Genomic DNA, 22,888 nt, shown 5'->3' on the forward strand with positions numbered 1-22,888 from the left:
GAGCGATCCGGCCACCTTTCCGCTCGCGAAATGACGCGATCGCGACCCGGAACATTCAAGGGGTGTGACGCCGGGCTCGGCTCGTCGGCCCCTCCTGCTCGACATGAGGGAGGAAGAAGTCCCGGACGTCCCCGGCGAGCAGCTCCGGCACCTCCATCGCGGCGAAGTGGCCGCCGCGCTCGAACTCCGACCAGTGCCTGATGTCGTACAGCCGCTCGGCCAGCGGCCGCACCGACTGCGTGATGTCGTGCGCGAACACCGCCACGCCGACCGGTACCGGGCACGGCTCGACCCGCCGCGGAGCCTCACGTGCCAGCCGCGCCGAGGAGGCCGCGGTGGCGGTCAGCCAGTACAGCGAGATGTCGGTGAGCATCCGCTCGTCGTCGATCTGCGAGCGCGGGTCCGTCCACTGCGCGAAGCGCTCGGCGATCCAGGCCAGCTGGCCGACCGGCGAGTCGGTGAGCGCGTATCCGAGGGTCTGCGGGGTGGTGGCCTGCAGAGCCTGGTACGGCGGGCGGTTCGCCATCAGCCGCCTGACCTTCTCCAGCCGGGCCTCGTCGGCTTGCGACAGCTCGAGGCCGGCGTCGGGGTCCGGCCGGGTCGGCAGGTAGTTGACGTGCACCCCGGCGACCTGCTCGGGGGCCACCGCGCCGAGCGCCAACGAGATGCCCGAGCCGAAGTCGCCGCCGTGCGCGCCGTAGCGCTCGTACCCCAGGCGGCGCATCAGCTCGGCCCAGGCCCGGGCGACCCGGACGATGTCCCAGCCGCGCTCGTGGGTCGGCCCGGAAAAACCGAAGCCCGGGATGGAGGGGATCACCAGGTGGAAGTCGCGCGACAGGGGCTCGATCACGTCGAGGAACTCCAGGAACGACCCTGGCCAGCCGTGGGTGAGGACGAGCGCGAGTGCGTCCGGTCTTGGAGAGCGGACGTGGACGAAGTGGATGTTCTGCCCGTCGATCTCGGTGGTGAAGTGCGCGAGCTCGTTCAGCCTGGCCTCGTGCGCCCGCCAGTCGTAGCCGGTGCGCCAGTGTTCGGCGAGCTCCTTCAGCCGCGCCAGCGGGAAGCCGTAGTCCCATCCGGCGCCGGTGATCTCGTTGGGCCAGCGGGTGCGCGAGAGCCGGTCGGTGAGGTCGTCGAGGTCCGCCTGGGGGATCTCGATGCGGAACGGCTTGATCATGGTCTTGGCTCCAGGGGGTTCGTCCGGCGCCCGGATGTTCGGACGAGCGGGTGTCGATGAGGTCGGTGCGGACGGCGACGGGGACAGCGGGTGCCGGTTTCGGAACCACGCTCGCGCGGGTGTCCATGGCGCGCCCGAACGTGATCGGTGCTCGCGTGTTCGGGCGGTCACGGCCCGCGCCGTTTCCGTTGGCTCCACCAACGTTGGCGACGCCCACTATATACAGATTTATTGGTCATACCAACGATGTATGGTGGCTGATGTGGAAAAAACACCCGCACGTCTGACCGCGAAGCCGAGTTGGCTGCTCACCCAGCTGGCGGTGCACGCCCACCGCCTGGCCTCCGACGGCTTCGGGCAGGTGGGGGCGCGTGGATACCACTACCGGATCCTGGCCGCGCTGGAGGAGTTCGGGGTGGCCAGTCAGGCCGAGCTCGGCCGCCGGTGCAACATGGACCGCAGTGACGTCGTGGCGGCGATCAACGAGCTGGCCGGGCAGGGCCTGGTCGAGCGGACGCCGGACCCCGAGGACCGAAGGCGCAACCTGGTGACCCTCACCGCGGCGGGTGATCGGCAGCTGCGGCGCCTGGACCGGGCGCTCGACGAGGCGCAGGAGGAGCTGCTCGGACCGCTCGCGGCCGAGGACCGGCAGGCCCTGACCCGCCTGCTCACCCAGCTGCTCGCACACCACCAGCGGGGGTGAGCGGCGCCCGGATCGCGCCGGGGCCGGCCGAGGCGGGGAAAAGCTGTTGATCGCTCCGGCCGCGCGGGGGAAGGCTGTGGCGAATCACCGGTGAAAAGCATCCGCGAGGAGCCGTCCGTGGCGAGTGAGTGGGGGGTCTTCCTCGTACTGGGCGTGATCATGGTGGTGGGAGCCTCGGTGCAGCGGCTGGCGGGGATCGGGTTCGCGCTCGTGTCGGTGCCCGCCCTGGTGCTGCTGCTGGGCCCGGCCGAGGGCGTGGTGCTCGCCAACTGCGCGGCCGGCGCCATCAGCGCGGTCGGCCTCGCCGGCACCTGGCGCCAGGTGCGCCTGGCCGCGATGGTCCCGCTGGTCGCCGCGGCCGCCTGCACGGTACCGGCCGGGGCCTGGGTGGCCGCCCGCCTGCCCGAGCCGGTGCTGCTGGCCGGGATGGGGGTGCTGGTGAGCGTGGCCGTGGCGCTGGTGATGTGGGGTGCTCGGGTGCCGGCCCTGCGCGGCGTCAAAGGCGCGGTGGCCGCCGGGGCCGCCAGCGGGTTCATGAACTCCTCCGCCGGGGTGGGCGGCCCCGCGGTCTCCCTGTACGCGGTGAACGCGGGCTGGACGGTACGGGAGTTCGTGCCGAACGCCCAGTTGTACGGGGTGGTGGTGAACGCCTTCTCCGTGACGGCCAAAGGCGTGCCGCAGCTGCCCGCGCCGGTCTGGCTGCTGGTCGCGGCCTCCATCGCGGCGGGCTCGGCGATCGGCGCGGCACTGGCGCGGCGGGTTCCGGAAAGGCCGGCCCGGCTGATGGTGCTGCTGCTCGCGCTGGGCGGCGGGCTCACCACGCTGGGCAAAGGGCTGTGGGAGCTGTGAGCGAGGGATTTTCCGGGGTCGATCTGCCGGTGAGCATCGTGCACACCGTGCGAGGCCGGCGTCGACGACGCCGCCGGCCTCGCACGGACCCGAGCGTAGGGCCTGGCGGCTGGTGGTGATCGCGGGGTTCTGCGTCACCCGGCCTTGACCTCGGCGGCGGGGTGCGCGTCCGGCATGTCGAGGGTTCGGCGACTCCAGACCGATGCTCCCGCGCAGAGAAGCCCGATCAGGAACGGATGGGTGGCACCGCGTTCGACGAGGCCGATGACGCCGCTCGCGGAGTCGCCGGCGGAAGAGATGATCATCAGGAGGTAGGCCGTCGTCGAGAGCAGGCCGACCACTCCGGTCGTGACCAGCGCCCTCCCGATCCCGGGCGAGAACCCGACACGCCGGCGCATCCTCCCGAGCACGACCGCGAGCATGTTCGCGCCGATAAAGCCCGCGAAGGCTCCCATGCTGTGGTAGGCGCCGGTGCCGTCTTCCAAAGCCTCGCCGGAGCCCGGGAACAAGCCGAGCAGAACACCGCCGACGGCCAGCAGTGTCGCGGGCACGAGCGTCGTCCAGCGGCGCCAGCCCGACAGGCCGCGCAGCAGCGCGATACCGGCGAGGATCGTGATCCCGAACAGGATGAAACCGGTGTTCATCACCCAGGCAAGAGGTGAGTACATGTACTGCCCGAACAGGGTCGAAGGTCCGTGGACTCCGAGATCGCTGATGAAGTGGTACGTGTAGCTGTAGGGCGGATCCGTCCACGCTGCGGCAGCGACGAACTCCGCGAGCAGGAAGATCACAGGGCCGGCGACGAGCAACGCTCCCGCGGCTCGTCGCCGCGAAAGCCGAAGCACATCGGGGCCGGGCGTGTCGGGTCGCGAGTCGTTCCCGGGCTTTTCTTGCTCGATGCCGGAACGCGAGTGGGTGTACCCGGTCATGGCTGTAGTCCTTTCAGGCGTTGCTGCGGCGCTGACACCAGGGCCGGTGGAGGTTCTCACGGGTTCGGTCCTGCCGCCCGAATCGTCTTCCGCCGCCGACCTTACTTCACTCACACACTAAGTACATCGAGATTACTTTTATTGTCAATATACTTAGAGGCCGGTACCAGTAAGATCGAGCCATGGTGAATGGAACGGCCGTGGGGCGACGAGAGCGCAAGAAGGCCGCGACGCGGGCGGCGATCCTGGACGCGGCGACGACGCTCTTCCTCCAACGTGGCTTCGATGCGGTCACTGTTCGCGAGATCGCGGACAAGGCGGACGTGTCGCCCAAGACGGTCTTCACGCACTTCCCCCACAAGGAGGCACTCGTCTTCAGCGACGAGGACGACCGACATGAACACCTCTTGGCCGCGGTCAGCGCCCGGGCGCCCGGCACCACGATCTCCGACGCGCTGAAAGCCCACTACCTCCTCGAAATCGCCGCACTCACATCCGAACCCCAGCGCCAGATCCTCGCCCTCATGGAGCAGACACCGGCCCTCGTGGACTACGCGGAGAAAATGTGGTTCCGCCACGAAGACGCCCTCGTCGCCACGATCACCGAGGAGTTCGGGCTCTCCGAGCCGAGCGACGAGATCCGCTTCTACGTCCGGTTCGCCCTGCACATCCAGCTCAGCGCCACCCGCGAGGCCGATCCGGAACGGACCATCGACGCAGGATTCCGACTCCTGGATGCGGGCTGGACGCGCTACCTCGAGGCCGGAGGTTAGAGCGCAGCCGTGCAGGCTCGCGGGGCAACCTCATCGCTTCGGCTCGACGCCGATCGCATACACGTCGCGGCGGCGCAGCGCCGACCACAGCGCCTCTTGTCGTTGCGGCCCGCCCGCGACGGCGGCTTCATCGCCGTCAGCACGTCGAACAGCAACAGCGCGTCATCGGCTCATTCGGGCAGGGGGCGGCCGCGGAGCTCGGATTTGCGGATCTTGCCCGAGCCCGTCTTCGGCAGCGCGCCGACGATCTCGAAACGGACGGGGATCTTGTACTTGGCGAGCCGGGAACGCAGGAAGTCCGCCAGTTCGCCGGGGGCGACGCCGGCGCCGGGACGAAGCACGACGAAAGCGCGGCCCACCTCGCCCCACCGGCGGTCGGCCATCCCCACCACGGCGGCCTCCGCCACGGCCGGATGCGCGAAGAGCGCCTCCTCGACCTCCGCCGGGTAGACGTTCTCCCCGCCGGAGATGTACATGTCCTTGATGCGGTCGACGACGCTCAGATGACCCTCCTCATCCATGATCGCGATGTCGCCGGAGCGGAACCAGCCGTCCTCGGTCAGCGCGGCGGCACTGGCCTGCGGGTCCCGCCAGTAGCCGGGGGTGACGTTCGGCCCCTGGATGAGCACCTCGCCCGGCTCCCCGGCCGGTGCCGTCGTGAGGTCGGGGCGCGCCACCCGCACCCTGGAGAAGAAGACCGGCACCCCGGCCGAGCCCACCTTGCGCACGCTCTCGCCCGCCTCCAGGAAGGTCGCGCCGGGGGCGGTCTCGGTCAGTCCGTAGCCCTGACAGAAGACCAGGCCCCTTTCCTGGTAGGTGCGGATCAGCGCCACGGGGATGGCCGCGCCGCCGGCCATGAGGGTACGCAGCGACGACAGGTCGGCCTCGGCCCAGCGCGGCGACCTGGCGAAGTCGGCGAACATCGTGGTGACGCCGAACATCCACGTCACCCGGTGCTCCTCGATGAGGTCGTAGCACACCTCCGCGTCCCAGGACGGCATGATCACCGAGGTGCCGCCCTTGAGGAAGGTCGGCAGCAGCGTCTGGTTCAGCGCCGCGACGTGGAAGAGCGGCGCGCTGATCAGCGTCACCTCCGAACTCGTCACATCCACGCCGACCATCATGTTGAAGCAGTTCCACACCAGGTTGGCGTGGCTGAGCATCGCCCCCTTGGGAGCGCCGGTCGTGCCGGAGGTGTAGAGGATGAGGGCGAGGTCGTCGAGTGCCACCGGCACGTCGATGGGACCGGGATCGCCCCGCGCCACCCAGGTCTCGAAGTCGTGCTCCCCCGGCGCGGGCGATTCCAGGGCCACGAGCGTGTACGGCCCGGACAGGGCGTGTACGGTCTGCGCGCAGCCGGGGTCGTACACCAGCAGTGCGGCGCCCGAGTGGCCAAGCATGTAGCCGATCTCGGGCGCGGTCAGCCGGAAGTTCAGCGGGACGAAGACGGCCCCCAGCATGTGGGTGGCGAACATGGTCTCGGCGAAGGCGACGTGGTTGGGGCCGAGATAGGCGACCCGCTCCCCCGCCCCGATCCCCGCCTGGCGCATCCGTGAGGCCAGGCGGGTCGCCCGCTCGCAGACGTCGGCGTAGCTGACCGATCGGCCCGCGAAGACGAACGCGGTGCGCTGAGGGCTCATCTGGGCTCGGCGTGCGGGCCAGCCGCCGAGCCCGGCGTTACGCATCGGTGGCGGCACGGATCGCCGGGGCGCCGGAGGTGAGGTCGTCGCCGCTGGTCTCCCGCAGGGCCAGCACGCAGACCACGGTCAGCAGGCAGCAGACGGCGATGATCACCGAGATCGTCGTCGTGCTGCCGCCCCCGGAGGAGGCGTCCAGCTGGGCGAACAGCAGCGGGCCCAGGCCGGCGCCGAGTCCAGCGAGCTGGTAGCCGAGCGAGGCGCCGGTGTAGCGGTTCCTGGTGGGGAACAACTCGGCGTACAGCGCCCCCAGCGGGCCGTACATCATCGGGTGGATGAGCGCCTGGCCCAGCACCAGCGCGATGACGAGCAGCGCGACGCTGCCGGCGTTCACCATCGGGAACAGCGCGAAGCCGAACCCGGCCATGAGCAGCGCGCCCGCCAGCACGATCGGGCGGCGTCCGACCCGGTCCGAGAGCGCCGACCAGGCGATGATGCTCACCACGGCGAGCGCGGAGGAGAGCGTGAGGCCGTTCAGCACGGCCTGGCGGGTGAAACCGGTCCGGACGCCGTAGGCGATGAGATAGGTGGTCAGGGTGCCCTGGGCCACGAACGCCGACAGGCCGACCCCCACCCCCAGAAGCAGGGTCCTGGGGTGGTTGCGCAACACCTCCAGCAGCGGCATCCGGGTGGCGCGGCCGCCGGCGCCGGCCGCCTCGAACACCGGCGTCTCCTCCACCCGCAGCCGGACGAACAGGCCGACTCCCAGCAGGAGGATGCTGAGCAGGAACGGCACCCGCCAGCCCCAGCTCAAGAAGGCCTGCTCGCCCACGACGGCCGCGGTGCCGCTGAGCACGCCGGTGGACAGCACCATGCCGAACGGGGCTCCGGCGTTGGTGAAGCTCGCCCACAGGCCGCGGCGGCTGCTGGCGTGTTCCGCCGACATCAGTACGGCGCCTCCCCATTCGCCGCCGATGGCCACGCCCTGCAGGACGCGAAGGAGGACCAGGGTGACGGGGGCCAGGGCGCCGATCTGCTCGTAGGTGGGCAGCACGCCGATGAGGAAGCTGGCGACACCCATCAGGGTCATGGTCAAGACCAGCATGCGCTTGCGGCCGAGCCGGTCGCCGAAGTGGCCGAAGATCACTCCGCCGAGCGGCCTGGCGAGGTACCCCGTGGCGAAGGTGCCGAAACTGGCGACCGTGGCCGTGAGCGGGTCGAGCGAGGAGAAGAAGATCTTGCTGAAGACCACCGCCGAGGCCGTGGCGTACAGCAGGAAGTCGTAGTACTCGATCACGCTGCCCAGGAAGCTGGAGGCCACCGCGCGGCGTAGCTGAACCTGGTTGGGGGGAAAGACCGACGGGTTCGTCATGACTGAGCTCCTCAGTCCGAGAGCGAGCTACTGCGCTTGCTTGCCCGGAGGTTAGGCATTTTTGTGACGGACGTCAATCCTTTGCCCAGCATTAAACGGTGCCGAGCCCGAGCAGGCGCACGGCGTTGTCCTTGAGGATCTTCGGGCGGACCTCGGGCTTGATGTCGAGGGCGTCGAAGTCGGCGAGCCACCGATCCGGCGTGATCATCGGGTAGTCGGATCCGAAGAGCACCTTGTCCTTCAGCAGCGTGTTGGCGTACCGGACGAGCTGCGGCGGAAAGTACTTCGGCGACCACCCCGACAGGTCGATGTAGACCTGCGGCTTGTGCGTGGCCACCGCCAGAGCCTCGTCCTGCCAGGGAAAGGACGGATGGGCCAGGATGATCCGCAACTCGGGGAAGTCCACGGCGACGTCGTCGACCAGCATGGGGTTGGAGTACTTCAGCCGGATCCCGCCCCCGCCGGGCAGACCTGCACCGATACCGGTCTGCCCGGTGTGAAACAGCGCCGGCACCCCCATCTCCTCGATCGCCTCGTAAAGCGGGTAGGCCACCCGGTCGTCGGGCGCGATGCCCTGGACACTCGGATGGAACTTGAAGCCGCGCACCCCGTGCTCGGCCACCAGCCGGCGCGCCTCGCGGACCCCGGCCCTGCCCTTCCACGGATCGACGCTGGCGAAGGGGATCAGCACGTCGGCGTGCGCGGCGCAACTCGCCGCGACCTCCTCGTTCGAGATGCGCCGATGCCCGGTGGCGTGCTCGGCGTCGACGGTGAACACCACCGCCGCCATCCTGCGCTCACGGTAGTAGGCGGCCATCTCGGCGACGGTGGGCCGAGAGCGCCCCTTGAAGTACTTCGCCGAGGCCGCGGCCAGCTCGTCGCCGAGCGAGGCGTGCCCGTCCGCGGAGACCTCCGCGTGCGTGTGCACGTCGATGGCGACCAGTTCGTCGACGTTCATAAACTCTCCTTGTGCACATATTTGACTTCCGTCAATTATGTGCCTGACATCTGGCCCGTCTACGCTTTCGGTGTGAGCATCGGCGGCGAAGACGAACCGGCGGCGCCGTCCGCGCGCCCGCAGTCCCTGATTTTCAGCTTCCTCGGCATCCACGCCCTGGACCGCGGCACCGCCATCTCCACGGGCAGCATCATCGAGGTGTTCGCCCGCCTCGGCGTCTCGGAGGAGGCCGTCCGCTCCACGCTCGCCCGCATGGTCAAACGCGACCTGCTGACCCGCCACCGGGTAGGGCGCAGGGTCTATGTCGGGCTCACCCCGCACGCCGAGGCGGTGCTGCGCGACGGCCGCCGGCGAATCTGGGAGACCGGCGCGGTGAACCGCGACTGGGACGGCACCTGGACGGTCGTCGGGTTCTCCCTGCCCGACAGCCGCCGCAGCACCCGCCACGACCTGCGCTCCCGGCTCATCTGGGCCGGATTCGGCCCGCTGCAGAGCGGACTGTGGATCGCTCCCGGCGCGAGGGAGGTCTGCGGGGTGCTGGAGTCGCTGGAGGTCGACGATCACGTCACGGTGCTGACCGCGAGGGCGTTCAAACCCACCGAGGCCGCCGACCTGGTGGCCAAGGCCTTCGACATCGAGCAGATCGCCCGGCGCTATCGGGCCTTCCTCACCAGGTGGGACCTCACCCGGCCGCTGCCCGACGCGCCGGACGACCTCGTACGGCAACTGGTGCTGCACACCGACTGGCTGCAACTCGTCCGCCAGGACCCTCACCTGCCGGCCGAGCACCTGCCCGGCGACTGGCCGGCGATCCGGGCCGAGCAGGTCTTCCGCGCGCGGGCCGAACAGTACGAACGGCCCGCGCTGAAGGTGGCCGGCGGCCTGCTGGACGAACTCACCCTATGACGCAGGCGGTCCCGTTCAGCGCGAACGCCGCCGGAGCCGAGTTCGTGCCGCTGTAGGTGCCCTGGAACCCGAAACTGCTGCGGGCCTGCGGGGCGATGGTGGCGTTGTAGGAGACGTTGCGCGCGCTGACCTGGGAGCCCGACTGGGTCACCGTGGCGTTCCAGGCACTGGTGACCTGCTGGTTACCCGGCCACGTCCAGGTCACGGTCCAGCCGTTGACGGGGGCCGACCCGGTGTTGGTCACGGTGACATCGGCGGTGAAGCCGTTGTTCCAGGTGTTGGGAAGGTAGGTGACCCTGCACCCGCCCCCCGGGCCGGGGGTCGGAGTCGGCGACGGGGTGTCGCTGCTGGTGGGCGTCTGGCTCGTACCGGATCATGGTCCCCAAGCGACGAAAAAAGCTGCTTGCGCTGGTTATCAAGCGATTTGTTATCAAGTAGCTTGATATTTGAGGCGCGAAACTTATATCGCCCGTTATCGTCATCCGGTGACCTCACGCCGCGACCCCACAGCCGACCAACCGCCCAAACCGGCACCTCACCTGAGCTACCTGGTCTACCGGCTGGAGCGTCGCATCCGCGCCCGACTCGACGAGGCACTCGTGCACTACGGCGTCACCACGACCGAATACATGGCACTCAGCGAACTGCGCATGCGCACCGGACTGTCCTCGGCCGAACTCGCCCGCATCGCCTTCGTCACCCCACAGGCCATGAACCTGGTCGTACGCGACCTGGAACAACGCGGCCTGATCCACCGCGACGCACACCCCGACGGCGGCCGGGTGCTTCGCACCCACCTCACCCGCGAAGGACAGGCCGCCCTACGACACTGCGACCGCGCACTCGACCGCATCGAAAAAGACATGCTCGCCGACGTCGACGACCACACCCGCACCACACTGATGGAGGGCCTCACCCTCTGCACCCGAGCCCTGCGCCCCCCTGAGCCCACCAATGCCGGACTCCGGCGGACGAAGACCCCTGACGACCTCACGGCATGATCCAGCTTGACCTTGACACAGTGACAAGGTCTTCACTGAGGGCCAGGAGGTGGCCCCATGACCATGCCGAAACAGGACACCAACCCGAACACCAACCCGATCCCAGCCCTCCAAGCACTGCAGGACGACGACCCGTCGGTGCGGCTACGGGCGGCGCTGGCGCTCGGCACGAACCCCGACCCGCGCTTCATCGACAAACTCATCGAACGATGCGCGATCGAAGACGAATTCCCGGTACGCGACACGCTCACCTGGGCACTCACCCGCCACCCCGCGTCGATGACCCTCCCCATACTCCTCGACGAGGTCCGCTCACCACGCGCCCAGGCACGCAGCCAGGCGCTGCACACCCTGTCCAAGATCGGGGATCGGCGAGCGTGGCCCGCGATCACCCAAGCTCTGCTGTCCGACGCCGACGACGAGGTCGCCCGCAGCGCCTGGCGGGCGGCCGTCGTGCTCGTCCCCGAAGGGGAGAAACCCGAACTCGCCGCGGCACTGTCGACACAACTCGGCCGCGGCGAACGGGAGACCCAACTCAGCCTCAGCCGGGCGCTCATCGCGCTCGGCGAGGTGATCTCGCCGATCCTGCACGCCGCCCAGACACGAGCAGACCCCCGCGTGCGCGCGCACGCGATCGCCACCGAGCAACTCCTACGCGACCCCGAGACCGGATTCGAGTTCGCGATCGAACAGGCCAAGCGCGTCGTGGCCCTCGGCGAAACCGAAAGGCAGGGATGATGAGACGGTGTTGATCGGTGAGGTGGCACGACGCTCCGGAGTCAGCGCCCGCATGCTCAGGCACTACGACGCACTCGGCCTGGTGCGGCCAACAGGCCGCACCGACGCCGGCTACCGCGAATACTCCGCGGAAGACATCCAGCGGATCTTCCACATCGAGAGCCTGCGGTCGCTCGGACTGTCACTGCACGACGTCGGGCGCGCCCTCGAAGACCCCGCCTTCACCCCCGCACAACTCGTCGAACACCTCATCGACCAAACCCAGGAACGCATCGCGCGGCAGACCGAACTACTCACGCGACTTCGCCGCATCGGCGCCGCGCAACCCACCGACTGGAAGGAGGTCCTCCACACCGTCGAACTCCTGCAGGCACTGGGATCAAAGAACGCCGGCAAGCGCCAGCACGCGGCCCTGTCCTGGACCGAAGACGTCTCGATGCCGGTGGAAGCACTGGTCGAGGCGGCACTCAGCGAAAAGGACCCGAACGTCGCCGGAGCCCTTCGATGGGCCCTGGCGCGATCGGCCGACAGCGGAACCGCGTTGCTGGCCAAAGGCCTCGGCTCACCCGTGGCCGAAGTACGCGAACGCGCCGTCCAGTCCATCGCCGAAATCCCGGACGCCCAGGCGACCGCACTGCTGCGCAACGCCCTCGCCCACCCCGACCTCGTCGTCCGCCGGCACGCGGCCCTGGCACTGGGGACACGCGGCGCGACCGAGGCGATCCCGACCCTCATCGACATGGTCGTCGAGGGAACGAACGACGTCGACGCGGCCGACGCGCTGAGCACCCTGGCGAGCACCCCCGCCCTGGCCGACCAGATCGCCACCGGCCTCGTCGACCGCCTCGCCCCCGGCACCACCGAACCACCGGCACGCCGACGCCTCGCGCAGGCACTCGCGGACATCCCGGCAACCATCGCCTCCCGCGCCCTCGCCGACCTCTCACACGACGAAGACCGCGCCGTCGCGCTCACCGCGGCCTACATCCTCAAAATGCGCGACACCCGATAGCCGGCCCTTCGCCCGGCACACCAAGTCCTACACCGAAAAACACGACACCGAACAACTCGTGACCGCAGCCACACAGATCAGGAGAGGACGGTGAACCAGGAGATCGCCCGCGATCGCATGACGACGTCACCACCCCGTTCCGATCCCGATCAAAGGAACGGGCCGACGAGACCGGCGAACTCCTCGGGGCCGACGATCCGCACCCCCAAACTCTCGGCCTTGGCCCGCTTGGAACCCGCCTTCTCCCCGGCCACCAACAAGGACGTCTTCGCCGAGACACCAGAAGAGGACCTACCCCCGGCACGCTCGATCAGCTCATTCATCTGGTTACGGGTCAAGGACTCCAAAGCCCCGCTCATGGAACCGGTCACCACGACCGACATCCCGGCCAGCGGCAACCCGGACGCGTCACCCGACGTCGCGGGGGCCTCGCCCCCGTCGCCCCCGTCGACACCGGTGACGACGGTGACGACGGGGGCGGCAGGAGGCGTCCAGCCGGGCTCGGTCATGGTGACCCCGGCCGCCACCAGCTTGTCGATCAACGGCGCGAGCTCGGCGAGCTCGGCCACCACCGCCGGCGACTTCTTCGGGCCGATGCCCTCGACCGCCTCGATCGCCCCGGCGTCGGCCGCACGAATGGCGTCCATACTGCCGAAATGCCGGGCGATGCGACGACTCATGGACCGGCCGGTGCCACGCACACCCAGCGCGCAGAACACCCTGCTGAGCGGCTGTGCCTTGGCCCGCTCGATCGCGGCCAGCAGATTGTCGGTGCTCGTCTCCCCCATCCGCTCCAGACCCAGCACCTGCTCGCGAGTCAGGAAGAACAGGTCGGCGAAGTCGGCGATCAACCCCGCGTTCAACAACTGCAGAATACGATTCTCCGCCAAACCCTCGATGTCGAGCTGGTCACGACCCGCGGCATAACCGATGGAGGCGATCGTCCGGCAGGCACGACCACGCACGCACCGCCACCGCTCCTGAGAGGCGTCGATCGCATCACCACAGGTAGGACAGACCTTCGGAATCTCGATCGGCCGCTCATCACCGGTGCGCAGATGCACCACCGGCGCCTCCACACGAGGAATCACATCACCCGCCTTGTAGACGGTCACACTGTCACCCAGCATCAAACCCCGACGCGCAATGTCGGAGGCGTTGTGAAGCGTGGCATAGGTGACGACACTGCCATCGAGCTCGACCGGCTCCAACACCGCACGCGGGGCGATGACGCCGGTACGGCCGGTGTTCCACTCCACACCGACCAACTTGGTGATCTTCTCGGTCGCGGGCAGCTTGTAGGCGACGGCCCACCGCGGAGCACGCGAACTGAACCCGGCCTGCGCCTGATCACCGGCGAGATCACACTTGATCACGATCCCGTCGATACCGAACGGCAACTCCGGCCGCACCGCGGCGATCTCCTCGACCCGCTCCCGCACCCCCTCCAACGTCTCAGCGACGATCCCGGCCACCGAGGTGGCCGCGGTGGTCTGCACCCCCTGCCCGGCAACCCACGCCATGACCTCGCTGTGCGGCAGCCCACGCAACCACTCAGCCGTCTCGGAGACATCATCGGGATACGGCAGCGCCCCATAGCCGAAGAAGGTCAACTCGCACACATACGGCCGGTCCTGGGCACGCAGCGTCCCGGCGGCGGCGCTACGCGGATTGGCGAACGTGGTGCCGTCATGCGCCCGCCGCTTGGCACACGCCTCCTCGAACTGCGACGCCGTCATGAGCACCTCACCGCGCAACTCAACGGTCACCGGCTCGGCCAACCTGGAAGGCAGCCCCACAACGGTGCCGATCGCGTGAGAGACGTCCTCACCGGCGGCGCCGTCGCCACGGGTCACAAGCCGCACCAGACGGCCGTGACGATAACGGGCCGAAATGGCCAGCCCGTCGAGCTTGGGCTCGACGCTCCACGCCGCGACCGGGCGCCCAAGCCTGCGCTCCAGCGAGGCGGCCCAGTCGGCCAGCTGCCCGGCACCGAAGACGTTGTCCAAGCTGAGCATCGGCACCGCGTGCGGCACATCACCGACCACCGCACCCCCGGCCACCTTGCCCGTCGGCGAAGTCGGCAACACCTCCTCGGGATGCTCGTCCTCATAAGCCTCGATGCCCCGGACCAACCGGTCGTAGGCGTCGTCGTCCAACGTGGAGGTGCCGTCACCGTAGTAGGCCGCGGCGGCGTCCAAGGCGAGCTGAACGGCTTCGGCGTAGGCGGTCTGATCAGCGAGAAGAGTGCTGGGGGGCGCGTCGGTCATGATCCCATCATCTCTCCCGGCACCGACAGTTTCCGGCCACCGAATCGGACGCCTGGAGTTCACCGACGTCGCAGGCCTGCGCATGCTGACCGACCTGTGCCGCGACGGCACGGCCCACCTGATCAACGCACCGATCGACATACGCCGCCTACTCGGCCTGCTGAACCGGACGGACATTCTCGACAAGTGCGCATGACGCCCCCAACCACCCCCCACCCGACGACCTGCCACCCTGCCTGCCACCCTGCGCGGCCAACCGCCACTGACGACCCGAACCCACTCGGCCACCCGAAAACGACCGCGACCTTCGAGGACCCGGTGGCGGACGGCGAGTGGCGTCACCTCCTGGAAGCAGGGCGACGCGATACGCGCGGTGAACCCGGCAGCCGTCCCTCAACCGTAAGAGGTATCGACAAGTGAGCAGCGGGCGGAACCGGGCGCGTTGCGCTCTCCTCTGGCAGGTGGTCGGTTTTTGATCATTGGAATGGTTTTCAATCAACCGACCCCCTTTACAATGTAGATTTATAACTGCTCCGGAAGCCGTCAACCCCGTGACAGGAGTTGACGCCCGGTAGTCCCGCGGGGCACGTTATCTGTCGGCCGGCTCAACGAATCGATTCGGGGTATCTACCCCCTCCACGAGGTGGTGCCCCAGGCCGGATGACCGACCGGCCAATGGCGAGACGCGTTTGACAGAGAGCCCAGGTCGCCGACGACGCACTACCCCACTCCCCCTCCCTCCCAGAGGCGGCACATCCTCGCCGCAGCACGCTGAGCTGCTTTGACACCCCCCTTCCAGGCCCATAGCCTCGCATCGAATCGATTCGAACCAGGTGTCACAAGGCGCGGGCTCGATCCGGTGCCACGGGGAGGCCACAGTGAACATCGGGGAGATCGCCAGGCGCGCCGGCGTGTCACGTAGCACGGTCTCGTACGCGCTGAGCGGCAAGCGGGCGGTGTCCGAGGCGACCCGTCGGCGGATCGAGCAAGTGATCGCGGAGGCGCGCTACCGTCCCAACGCCAGCGCCCGGGCACTGGCGGAGGGGCGCACTCGTACGCTCGGGCTGGTGGTCCCGCCCGCCGGCCGGAACCTCACCTTCATGCAGTTGGGCTTCGTCGCGAGCGTGGTGGAGGCCGCGGGCCGTCACGGACTCGACGTGCTGCTCTCACCCAGTGGTGACGAGCACGACAGGTCGTTCGAACGGATGGTGAGCAGCCGCCGGGTCGACGGCGTCGTCTTGATGGAGGTCCGACTGGAGGATCCGCGAGCGCACCGGCTGCGCCGGTCCGGCCTGCCGTTCGTGACGATCGGCCATACCGCGGACTCCCAGGCCGACTGCTGGGTGGACGTGGACTACGAGGCGTTGACCTCCCGCTGTGTCCACCACCTGGCCGACCTCGGACACCGCGCCGTCGCGCTCCTCAACCGGCCGCAGGAGTTGCTGGCCGCCGGTTACGGTCCCGCCCGCCGGGCTCTTGACGGTTTCACCGCGGCGGCGACCGAACGCGGCCTGAGCGCCACCGCGGTGTGCTGCCCGGACGAGGCGACGACCGGCGAGGAACGCGTCGAGGACCTTCTTCGCCTGAATCCGGCCGTCAGCGCCGTCGTCACGCTCAACGAAGCCGCCCTGCCAGGTGTGGATCGGGCTCTGCGAGGCAGGCGACTCGCGGTGCCCGACGACTTCTCGATCACCGGCGTGGTGGCCCGGCAATGGGCGGAGGACTTCCACCCGCCGCTGACCTCAGCCGACGTGCCTGTCGCGACCATGGCCACCCAGGCCGTGGAGCTTCTCGTGGAACGGATCTCGTCACCGGACGCTCCCCCGCGCCAGGTTCTGCTGCAGCCGTCGATCTCGCTGCGGGCCAGCACCGGCCCCGCTCCGGTACGCCCTTAGACGCGACGGGCACCGTGCGGACGGAAAATCGAGTGCTTCGAACCGGCCGCCGAAGTGACCGGCACCTTCGATCGGACGGCTTCGACGCGACCGCATCTCGTACAGGCTTAGTCCACCTCGACGTGGTCGAGGAAGCGGAGGAGGTGTGAGAGCACCCGGATGCAGGCGGCGACCTCGGCATCGCTCAGATCTCCGCCCGCCTGGCGGAGAAGCGCGCGCTCGCGGTCGATCAGGGCGGTGACGGCGACCCGCCCCTCCTCGGTCAGCCGGATGAGAGAGGACCTCTTGTGCGCCGGGTTGGGGACGGACTCAACCAGGTTCCGGGCGGCGGCGTCGTTGATCATGCGCTGTACGAACTGGCGGCTCAGCGCCTGAGCCCGGCCCATCTGGGGGACGGTCATCGGCCCGTGCTCGCGGAGCATGGTGAGCACCGCCCGTACTCCGACGGACAACCCCTCGATGGGTGCGTCCTGCTCCACCTTTCGATGGGCGCGCCGGTACAACGGCCCCACCAGGTCGAACACCTCGGCGAGCCGGTCGGCCCGTTCATCGGACGCGGGGGTGCGGTCTTTTTCCTTCACCCCACCATCATGACACCTAGGTTGTCATGAGTGACCAATAATGACAACCTAGGTGTCATGAGTGATCTGTTCTGGCTCGACACCGGCACCGGCCGGCCCCTCGTCCTGCTGCACGGCGGCTTCCTGGACCACGGCATGTGGGAGGAGCAGATTCCGTTCCTCGCCTCTCGCTACCGCGTCATAGCACCCGATGCCCGCGGTCACGGCCGGTCCGCCAACGCCACCGAACCGTTCCGGCCCACCGACGACCTGGCCGGCCTGCTGCGCCGTCTGGGCACCGGCCCCGCGATCCTGGTGGGGGTCTCCATGGGGGCGGGCATCGCGGTCGACACAGCGCTTGAGCACCCGGAACTGGTCAGCGCCGTGGTCGTCAGCGGCGCCGGAACCAGCGAGCCGTACTTCACCGACCCCTGGACCCTCCAGACCATGACCGCGTGGCACTCGGCGATGGCGGCCGGCGACCTGGACACCTCGATCGAGGCGTTCACGCTCTTCGCCGCCGGCCCGTACCGCACCCTCGACAATCTCGACTCCGATGTCGTCGCCCGTCTGCGCCGGATGACCGGGGACACCATGTCCAAGCACACCGCCGACGAACCCAACCTGCTCGTCCAGGTACGCGACACCTGGGAACGCGCCGCCACGATCGACGTCCCCCTGCTGGCGGTGAACGGCACCGTCGACTCACCCGACCACATCGGCATGGCCGAACGCCTCGCCCACACCGTCGCCAACGGCCGGGTGATCCCGGTCGAAGGGACCGCCCACTACCCCAACATGGAGCGCCCCGACGTCTTCAACGAGATCCTCGAAGGCTTCCTGCGTGCCCTGTGACCCCAGCGGCCGTCGTGGGCAGCCGGAGCGGGACGGCGCGCCCCAGGGCTACCCGGAGGCCGGGGGCACGTCCGGGAGCAGAGCGCCCGACCGGCGTCGTTCGTGTGCGGCGGCCAGGATCAGGTAGCCGCTCGCCGTCCAGGTGTAGGCACGGTCGCGCAGCCCGGCGCCGCTTCGGGCGTCGAAGTTCTCCGCGAAGCCGGACTTCTCGCACAGCGCGCGGAACCGCGTGCTGATCTTGTCGGCCAGTTCGGCGAAACCGGCGCGGCGCAGGCCGTCCTCGATCAGGACGGTCGAGGGCGCCCAGATCGGTCCCCGCCAGTAGCCGTCGTCTCGATAGTGCTCCGAGGTCGGCAGCTCGGTGGCGGGCCCGTAAGCGGTGAGGTGCGTCTCGATCCTCCTGGCCAGCGTGGTGCGCACCGGCTCCGGCAGCTCCGCTCCCAGCACGATCGGCATCAGGTCCAGCAGGCTGCCGCTGGACCAGGTCCGCCTGGAGTGCGCGCCGCGCGAGACGAACCGGTCGCCGGCCCAGAGCTCTTCGAGGAGCGCCTCACGGATCCGATCGGCGGCCCGGGACCACGCGGCGGACTTCTCGGCGAGCCCGAGTTCTCCCGCGAGGTGGGCGACTTCCCGCATCTGGAGCACGAGGAAGGCCGCCAGGTCGGCGGTCTCGACGACCCGCTCCGGGTCGAAGGTGGTCGCGTTGTCCCAGCCGCTGTCGTTGCCGTGCTGGTAGTGCGGCAACTCCTGCCCGGGAACACGGCGCGCGGTCAGCCAGAACCCGGTCCAGCTCTCCAGCTTCCGGTACGTCTCGGCCAGCTCGGCCGCGGGCAGCGGGGGCATGCGCTCTCGCAGGTGGCGCAGCGCCCAGCCGTGGATGGGCGGCTTGACGAAGTTGTAGAGCACCTCGGAGTGGGTGATGGAGTCGGGCAGCGCACCGCCCTCGTCCTGATGGTCGAAGACGAGCCGGAACTGGTCCCACGCCAGGTCGGGCACCCCTTCGGCCAGCGCGATCGCGTTGAAGCAGTGGTCCCAGCTCCAGACCTTGTCCATCCAGTGCTTGGACATCAACACCGCGGGACGGGTGATGAACCCGGTCGGCCGCACCGTGGCCGACCACAGCACGTAGGCCGCCAGATCCGCGGCGGGCGTCCCGGCGCCGCGCCACGGTGCGAGCGCCTCGGCGAAGGACTCGAAATCGGCCCTCGCCGACTTGACCGCCTGCTCGAAGGTGCCCGCCGGCAGGTACGGCGGACGGGAGGTCCCGTACTCCTCGATCGCGATCTCCCACGGCTCGCCGTCACCGGACAGCACGACGCCGCGCTCCCCCGACCCCAGCGCCTGCACCCCCGGGCAGTCGGTCATGTCACCGCGCAACACGGTGACCCGGTAGCGCCGCCCGGTCTCGTAGACCGTGAAGACATGGGCCCCGTCGACCGGATCCCGATAGAGGTACGGCCCGCTGAACGGGGTCAGGTCGGCATTCGCCGCGATGAGACGCAGACCGAGCCCTCGCCCTCGCAGCCGCGCCGTGTCCGGCCGCTCGTAGGCGAGTTCCATCTGCCCGCTGTCATGGGTCCAGGTGAGCCGGTACGGCGTGGCCGCGACGGTCGTCTCGGCGCGCACTCCCCCGACGGTGGGTATCAGCCGCAGGATCGGGTGCAGTCCCGTCTGGTGCGACACGAGATGCACGTCATCCGCGTAGGTCTTCTCCGCTATAACGGGTGAGAAGTTGAACCAGGACCCTCGGAAACTGAAGGGGATCTCCTGGACGGAGAACTCCGGGCCTGGCGCGGCGACGGTCATAACTCAGCTCTCTTTCTCGATGGGGGTTCCGCGTGGCGGCGACGCCTGCGGCCCGTGTCGGTCGGCCGGGTCTGGTGGTCCCTGCGGGAAAGGGCGAGGAGCGGTCAGTCCTTCACCGCTCCGGCGGTGACACCCGCGGCGACATAGCGTTGCGCGATGATCAACAGCACCGTGGCGGGCAGGGAGGCCACGACCGCGGTCGCCATGATGGCGTTCCACTGCTGGTTGTTGTTGCCGATGTAGTGGTAGATGCCCAGGGTGATCGGGCGCAGGGTGCCACCGCCGTCGAGCGTGCCGGCGAACACGAAGTCCGACCACGCCCAGAGGAAGGCGAACAGGGAGACCGTGACGACGGCGTTGCGGCTGACCGGCAGGACGATCGACCAGAAGACACGCACCGGCCCCGCCCCGTCGGCCGTGGCCGCCTGGAGCATCTCCCGGGGTATTCCGGACATGAACGCGGTGAAGACCAGCACGGCGAACGGGACGGCGATCGTGGTGTCGGCGACGACGAGGCCGGGCAGCGAGTTGAGGACACCCAGGTTCAGATAGATCGCGTAGAAGCCCATCGCCATGATGATTCCGGGGATCATCTGCGCGATCAGCAGCGCGAAGCTCAGCGCGCCGCCGCCCCTGGGACGCAGCTTCGCCAGCGAGTAGCCCGCGGGCGCGGCGACGGCCACGGTCAGCACCACCGTGGCCAGGCCCACGATCAGGCTGGTCGCCAGGTAGGGCATCTGCTGGTCGAGGACCGCCCGGTAGCCGTCCAGCGTGCCGTCGAACGGGAACCAGGGCGGCGGGCTCTTGCGCATGTCCCGGTCTTGGGTGAAGGAGACATTGACCATCCAGTAGACCGGGAACAGCATCAGCCCGGTCAGGACCACTCCCAGGACGCTCTTCCACCACACCCTCTTGCCGGTCATGATTGCGACTGCCTTCGCTGTACGCGGATGTAGATCAGGCCGAAGACGAGGGCCATCAGGATGAGCAGGTTGCCCACCGCCGCGCCCGGCCCGAAGGCGGGCAGCAGGTTGCCGAACCCGAGCCGGTAGGACCAGGTGGCGAAGGTCGTCGAGGAGTCCGCCGGCCCTCCCTTGGTCATGATCCAGATGATGTCGAACACCTTCAGCGTGTAGACCAGGCCCAGCAGCAGCGTGATCGCCGACACCGGCCGCAGCAGAGGGAAGGTCACCCGCCAGAACTTCTGCCAGCCACCTGCTCCGTCCAGTTCGGCGGCCTCGTGGACGTCGCGCGAGATCGCCTGCAGGCCGCTGTAGAGCACGACCAGGTTGAAGGGGATACCGATCCAGATGTTCGCGATGGTCACCGAGACCAGCGACCAGTCGGGGGAGGTGAGCCAGTTGACCGGTCCCAGGCCCACGTAGCCCAGGGCCGCGTTCACGATGCCCGAGTCGCTGTTGAGCATCCACGACCAGGTCGAGGCGGACACGATCAGGGGCAGCAGCCACGGCACCAGGAACAGCGCGCGCAGTGTGGCCGAGAGCTTGAAGTTCTGGCTGAAGAACACCGCCAGGGCCAGGCCGATGGCGAACTGGAAGGCCAGCGACACCAGGGTGAACACCACGGTGTGGGTCAGTGCGGGCCCGAAGGTCGGGTCGTCGAGCACTTCGCGCAGGTTGTCCAGGCCACTGAACTCCGCCCCGCCCTGCACGAACGAGCGGACCGTGTAGTCGCGGAGGCTGAGGTCGATGTTGCGGTAGAGCGGATAGAGGTAGAAGGCGATCAGATAGGTGGTCACCGGGGCGAGGAACGCCCAGGCCGCCCACTGGGTGGAGGGTGGCCGCCGGTCACGCCAGCGTGGCGGGGCGGCGACGCGCGCCGCCCCGCCACGCTCGGGCACAGAGCGGGAGGCCGCGGTCTGTGTGGGGTTGTTCATGACGTCCTTCGCCGAGTCTCCGACACGGTCAGTTCGTGGCGGCGGACGCTGCCTTCTGGGCCTCCGCGAACGCCTCCTGCGGGGTCTTCGAACCGCTGAGGGCGCTCTGCACCCCGGTCCACATCGGCTGCGAGATCTTGGGGTACTTGGTGCCGAGGTCGTCGCTCGTGCGGCCCTTCGCCGCCTTCACCGCGTCGACCCACACCTTCAGGTCGGCCGTCGCGGCCACCTGCTTGGCCTGAACCTCCGCCGTGGGGGCGATGTAGGACAGCGTGGTGGTCGTGGTGAGCGAGTTGTCGGCGCTGGTCAGGCAGCTCACCAGCTTCTGGGAGACGACGTAGCGTCCGGCGTCCTTCTGCACCGGCACGCTGACGAACTCGCCACCGGTCGGTGCGGGCGCGGTGGCGCCGTCGGCGGCCGGGATCGGGATGATGCCGTACTCGAAGCCGGCCTCCTTGGCGTTGGCCAGCTGCCAGGTACCGTTCTCGGCGAAGGCGTAGTCCCCGGTCGCGAACTCCTGCCAGCTGGTGGTCTGGGTGTTGTTGATGACCGAGTTGGGGGCGTAGCCCTTCTTCAGCCAGTCGGTCCACAGCGCCAGGGCGGAGACGGCCTGCGGGGAGTCGAGCTGGGTGAGGTTCGCGCCGGAGCCCCAGAACCAGGGCAGGAACTGGAAGCTGCCCTCCTCGGTGCCGATGGCGGAGAAGGTGATGCCCTTCTTGCCGGCGTCCTTCACCTTGGCCAGCGCGGCGGTGAGCGAGGCCCAGTCCTTCACGGTGTCGATGTCGACGTCGGCCTCTTTCAGCACCGCCTTGTTGTAGTAGAGCGCGAGGGTGTTCGCCCCGATGGGGATCCCGTAGGTCTTGCCGCCGCTCTGGCCCGCCGCGAGGAGGTTGGGGTCGATCGCCGAGGTGTCGATCTTCGCCTCCTCGGTCGTGCTGAGCACTCCGGCCTCGGCCAGCGTCGAGACCACCGGGTTGTCCACGATCAGCACGTCCGGGGAGTTGCCCTGCTGGGCGGCGAGGAGGGCCTTGTTCGTCAGGTCGCTGGTGTCGTAACCGGTCCTGGTGACCGAGACTCCCGCGTCGGTGCCGCACTTGGTGAGCAGTTTCACCCACTCGGAGGTGCCGTCGAACTGCGGATACGGATCCCAGATCGTGTAGGTGCCACCGGAGGCGTCGGCGGAGGTTCCGCCGGAAGGGTCGTCGGAGGACGAACACGCGGCCAGACCGCTCGTGAGCACGAAGATCACCAGGCTCATTCCGGCGCCGCGCCGCCCCCATTCCGCTGATCTCATCGGGTCTTCCTTCCGCCAACGGACTTTTCCGGATTGTTTCGATCTCGTGTCGAATCGATTTGTCGAACCGATTCGATGAACATAGGCCCCACCGGGACGAAGGTCAATGGGGTGCCTGGACCGACATGCATGGCCCCCGAGGGTTTCTGCCCGCCTCCACCCGCCCCTCAGGGCGGGACCTCGGAGGCCCGTACGCCACGTCGTTCACATGGCGTGTCCGGCCGCTTTCCCCGGGTGAACCGATTCGACCTATCAT

General features: G+C 68.9%; 21 protein-coding genes and 1 pseudogene. 10 read left to right on the top strand and 12 right to left on the bottom strand.

What is annotated here, in order from left to right:
* Window positions 1-55 precede the first annotated feature (55 nt).
* The gene (locus AB0B90_RS19335) at window positions 56-1,177 is read right to left on the bottom strand and encodes an epoxide hydrolase family protein (protein WP_362923797.1); all 1,122 of its coding nucleotides are present in this window, start codon (window positions 1,175-1,177) and stop codon (window positions 56-58) included.
* Window positions 1,178-1,439: 262 nt separating this feature from the next.
* On the opposite strand from AB0B90_RS19335, the gene AB0B90_RS19340 reads away from it, so the two are divergent.
* Window positions 1,440-1,880: a MarR family transcriptional regulator gene (locus AB0B90_RS19340; protein ID WP_350949613.1), complete on the top strand. Its 441-nt coding sequence runs from the start codon at window positions 1,440-1,442 to the stop codon at window positions 1,878-1,880.
* A gap of 117 nt (window positions 1,881-1,997) precedes the next feature.
* Window positions 1,998-2,729, top strand: coding sequence for a sulfite exporter TauE/SafE family protein (locus tag AB0B90_RS19345; protein WP_362923799.1), 732 nt, complete (start codon window positions 1,998-2,000; stop codon window positions 2,727-2,729).
* Between the two features lie 134 nt (window positions 2,730-2,863).
* Here AB0B90_RS19345 and AB0B90_RS19350 read toward each other — a convergent pair whose 3' ends face one another.
* Complete coding sequence (locus tag AB0B90_RS19350; RefSeq protein ID WP_362923801.1) at window positions 2,864-3,718, bottom strand: DUF998 domain-containing protein; 855 nt, start codon at window positions 3,716-3,718, stop codon at window positions 2,864-2,866.
* Window positions 3,719-3,840: 122 nt separating this feature from the next.
* Between AB0B90_RS19350 and AB0B90_RS19355 the strand changes: the two genes are divergently transcribed.
* Window positions 3,841-4,431 (top strand): helix-turn-helix domain-containing protein, encoded by a 591-nt coding sequence (locus AB0B90_RS19355; RefSeq protein ID WP_350949610.1) that lies wholly within the window; start codon window positions 3,841-3,843, stop codon window positions 4,429-4,431.
* Between the two features lie 170 nt (window positions 4,432-4,601).
* On the opposite strand, the gene AB0B90_RS19360 is transcribed toward AB0B90_RS19355, so the two are convergent.
* The 3 genes from AB0B90_RS19360 to AB0B90_RS19370 form a co-directional block, all read right to left on the bottom strand.
* A complete protein-coding gene (locus AB0B90_RS19360) occupies window positions 4,602-6,071 on the bottom strand; it encodes a long-chain fatty acid--CoA ligase (protein WP_362923803.1) in 1,470 nt (489 codons plus the stop codon).
* A gap of 37 nt (window positions 6,072-6,108) precedes the next feature.
* Window positions 6,109-7,440, bottom strand: a complete 1,332-nt coding sequence (locus tag AB0B90_RS19365; RefSeq protein ID WP_362923805.1) for an MFS transporter — start codon at window positions 7,438-7,440, stop codon at window positions 6,109-6,111.
* A gap of 91 nt (window positions 7,441-7,531) precedes the next feature.
* Window positions 7,532-8,398 (bottom strand): amidohydrolase family protein, encoded by an 867-nt coding sequence (locus AB0B90_RS19370; protein ID WP_350949607.1) that lies wholly within the window; start codon window positions 8,396-8,398, stop codon window positions 7,532-7,534.
* A gap of 72 nt (window positions 8,399-8,470) precedes the next feature.
* Between AB0B90_RS19370 and AB0B90_RS19375 the strand changes: the two genes are divergently transcribed.
* A complete protein-coding gene (locus AB0B90_RS19375; protein WP_350949606.1) occupies window positions 8,471-9,304 on the top strand; it encodes a PaaX family transcriptional regulator C-terminal domain-containing protein in 834 nt (277 codons plus the stop codon).
* Here AB0B90_RS19375 and AB0B90_RS19380 read toward each other — a convergent pair.
* Window positions 9,294-9,593: pseudogene (locus AB0B90_RS19380) on the bottom strand (cellulose binding domain-containing protein); the annotation flags it as partial. The gene AB0B90_RS19375 and the pseudogene AB0B90_RS19380 overlap by 11 nt on opposite strands.
* A 196-nt stretch (window positions 9,594-9,789) precedes the next feature.
* Between AB0B90_RS19380 and AB0B90_RS19385 the strand changes: the two are divergent.
* From AB0B90_RS19385 to AB0B90_RS19395, 3 genes are read left to right on the top strand one after another with little or no spacing between them, the layout of a single operon-like run.
* A complete protein-coding gene (locus tag AB0B90_RS19385; protein WP_350949604.1) occupies window positions 9,790-10,305 on the top strand; it encodes a MarR family transcriptional regulator in 516 nt (171 codons plus the stop codon).
* Window positions 10,306-10,362: 57 nt separating this feature from the next.
* Entirely contained in the window at window positions 10,363-11,043 is a 681-nt protein-coding gene (locus AB0B90_RS19390) for a HEAT repeat domain-containing protein (RefSeq protein WP_362923807.1), read from the top strand.
* Between the two features lie 7 nt (window positions 11,044-11,050).
* Window positions 11,051-12,055 carry a HEAT repeat domain-containing protein gene (locus AB0B90_RS19395; RefSeq protein ID WP_350949602.1) on the top strand — a complete coding sequence of 335 codons (1,005 nt, stop codon included), beginning with the start codon at window positions 11,051-11,053 and terminating at the stop codon, window positions 12,053-12,055.
* A 149-nt stretch (window positions 12,056-12,204) separates the two neighbouring features.
* Here AB0B90_RS19395 and ligA read toward each other — a convergent pair whose 3' ends face one another.
* Window positions 12,205-14,325, bottom strand: coding sequence for an NAD-dependent DNA ligase LigA (ligA, locus tag AB0B90_RS19400; protein ID WP_362923810.1), 2,121 nt, complete (start codon window positions 14,323-14,325; stop codon window positions 12,205-12,207).
* On the opposite strand from ligA, the gene AB0B90_RS19405 reads away from it, so the two are divergent.
* Entirely contained in the window at window positions 14,324-14,521 is a 198-nt protein-coding gene (locus tag AB0B90_RS19405; protein WP_362923812.1) for a hypothetical protein, read from the top strand. The genes ligA and AB0B90_RS19405 overlap by 2 nt on opposite strands.
* Before the next feature lie 682 nt (window positions 14,522-15,203).
* Window positions 15,204-16,220: a LacI family DNA-binding transcriptional regulator gene (locus tag AB0B90_RS19410; RefSeq protein WP_350949600.1), complete on the top strand. Its 1,017-nt coding sequence runs from the start codon at window positions 15,204-15,206 to the stop codon at window positions 16,218-16,220.
* A 107-nt stretch (window positions 16,221-16,327) separates the two neighbouring features.
* Here the strand turns inward: AB0B90_RS19410 and AB0B90_RS19415 are convergent, their stop codons facing one another.
* Window positions 16,328-16,801 (bottom strand): MarR family transcriptional regulator, encoded by a 474-nt coding sequence (locus AB0B90_RS19415; protein ID WP_350949599.1) that lies wholly within the window; start codon window positions 16,799-16,801, stop codon window positions 16,328-16,330.
* A gap of 57 nt (window positions 16,802-16,858) precedes the next feature.
* Here AB0B90_RS19415 and AB0B90_RS19420 point away from each other — a divergent pair, with 57 nt between their 5' ends.
* Window positions 16,859-17,635 (top strand): alpha/beta hydrolase, encoded by a 777-nt coding sequence (locus tag AB0B90_RS19420; RefSeq protein WP_350949598.1) that lies wholly within the window; start codon window positions 16,859-16,861, stop codon window positions 17,633-17,635.
* A 48-nt stretch (window positions 17,636-17,683) separates the two neighbouring features.
* Here AB0B90_RS19420 and AB0B90_RS19425 read toward each other — a convergent pair whose 3' ends face one another.
* The 4 genes from AB0B90_RS19425 to AB0B90_RS19440 all read right to left on the bottom strand — a co-directional run bounded on the left by AB0B90_RS19425 (window position 17,684) and on the right by AB0B90_RS19440 (window position 22,632).
* Window positions 17,684-19,441 (bottom strand): trehalase family glycosidase, encoded by a 1,758-nt coding sequence (locus AB0B90_RS19425; protein ID WP_362923815.1) that lies wholly within the window; start codon window positions 19,439-19,441, stop codon window positions 17,684-17,686.
* Window positions 19,442-19,545: 104 nt separating this feature from the next.
* A complete protein-coding gene (locus AB0B90_RS19430; RefSeq protein ID WP_350949596.1) occupies window positions 19,546-20,364 on the bottom strand; it encodes a carbohydrate ABC transporter permease in 819 nt (272 codons plus the stop codon).
* The gene (locus AB0B90_RS19435) at window positions 20,361-21,338 is read right to left on the bottom strand and encodes a sugar ABC transporter permease (RefSeq protein WP_362923817.1); all 978 of its coding nucleotides are present in this window, start codon (window positions 21,336-21,338) and stop codon (window positions 20,361-20,363) included. The genes AB0B90_RS19430 and AB0B90_RS19435 overlap by 4 nt, the downstream gene beginning before the upstream one ends.
* 28 nt (window positions 21,339-21,366) lie before the next feature.
* A complete protein-coding gene (locus AB0B90_RS19440; protein WP_350950114.1) occupies window positions 21,367-22,632 on the bottom strand; it encodes an extracellular solute-binding protein in 1,266 nt (421 codons plus the stop codon).
* Window positions 22,633-22,888: the final 256 nt, after the last annotated feature.

Origin of the sequence: Streptosporangium sp. NPDC049078 (assembly GCF_040648855.1) — a bacterium.
Lineage (GTDB): Bacteria > Actinomycetota > Actinomycetes > Streptosporangiales > Streptosporangiaceae > Streptosporangium.

Bases quoted from the DNA above. Each gene is read 5' to 3' on its own strand.
- AB0B90_RS19335 (WP_362923797.1), bottom strand. From the start codon at position 1,177: ATGATCAAGCCGTTCCGCATCGAGATCCCCCAGGCGGACCTCGACGAC.
- AB0B90_RS19355 (WP_350949610.1), top strand. From the start codon at position 3,841: ATGGTGAATGGAACGGCCGTGGGGCGACGAGAGCGCAAGAAGGCCGCG.
- AB0B90_RS19360 (WP_362923803.1), bottom strand. From the start codon at position 6,071: ATGAGCCCTCAGCGCACCGCGTTCGTCTTCGCGGGCCGATCGGTCAGC.
- AB0B90_RS19365 (WP_362923805.1), bottom strand. From the start codon at position 7,440: ATGACGAACCCGTCGGTCTTTCCCCCCAACCAGGTTCAGCTACGCCGC.
- AB0B90_RS19370 (WP_350949607.1), bottom strand. From the start codon at position 8,398: ATGAACGTCGACGAACTGGTCGCCATCGACGTGCACACGCACGCGGAG.
- AB0B90_RS19390 (WP_362923807.1), top strand. From the start codon at position 10,363: ATGACCATGCCGAAACAGGACACCAACCCGAACACCAACCCGATCCCA.
- AB0B90_RS19405 (WP_362923812.1), top strand. From the start codon at position 14,324: ATGATCCCATCATCTCTCCCGGCACCGACAGTTTCCGGCCACCGAATC.
- ligA (WP_362923810.1), bottom strand. From the start codon at position 14,325: ATGACCGACGCGCCCCCCAGCACTCTTCTCGCTGATCAGACCGCCTAC.
- AB0B90_RS19420 (WP_350949598.1), top strand. From the start codon at position 16,859: ATGAGTGATCTGTTCTGGCTCGACACCGGCACCGGCCGGCCCCTCGTC.
- AB0B90_RS19425 (WP_362923815.1), bottom strand. From the start codon at position 19,441: ATGACCGTCGCCGCGCCAGGCCCGGAGTTCTCCGTCCAGGAGATCCCC.
- AB0B90_RS19430 (WP_350949596.1), bottom strand. From the start codon at position 20,364: ATGACCGGCAAGAGGGTGTGGTGGAAGAGCGTCCTGGGAGTGGTCCTG.
- AB0B90_RS19435 (WP_362923817.1), bottom strand. From the start codon at position 21,338: ATGAACAACCCCACACAGACCGCGGCCTCCCGCTCTGTGCCCGAGCGT.
- AB0B90_RS19440 (WP_350950114.1), bottom strand. From the start codon at position 22,632: ATGAGATCAGCGGAATGGGGGCGGCGCGGCGCCGGAATGAGCCTGGTG.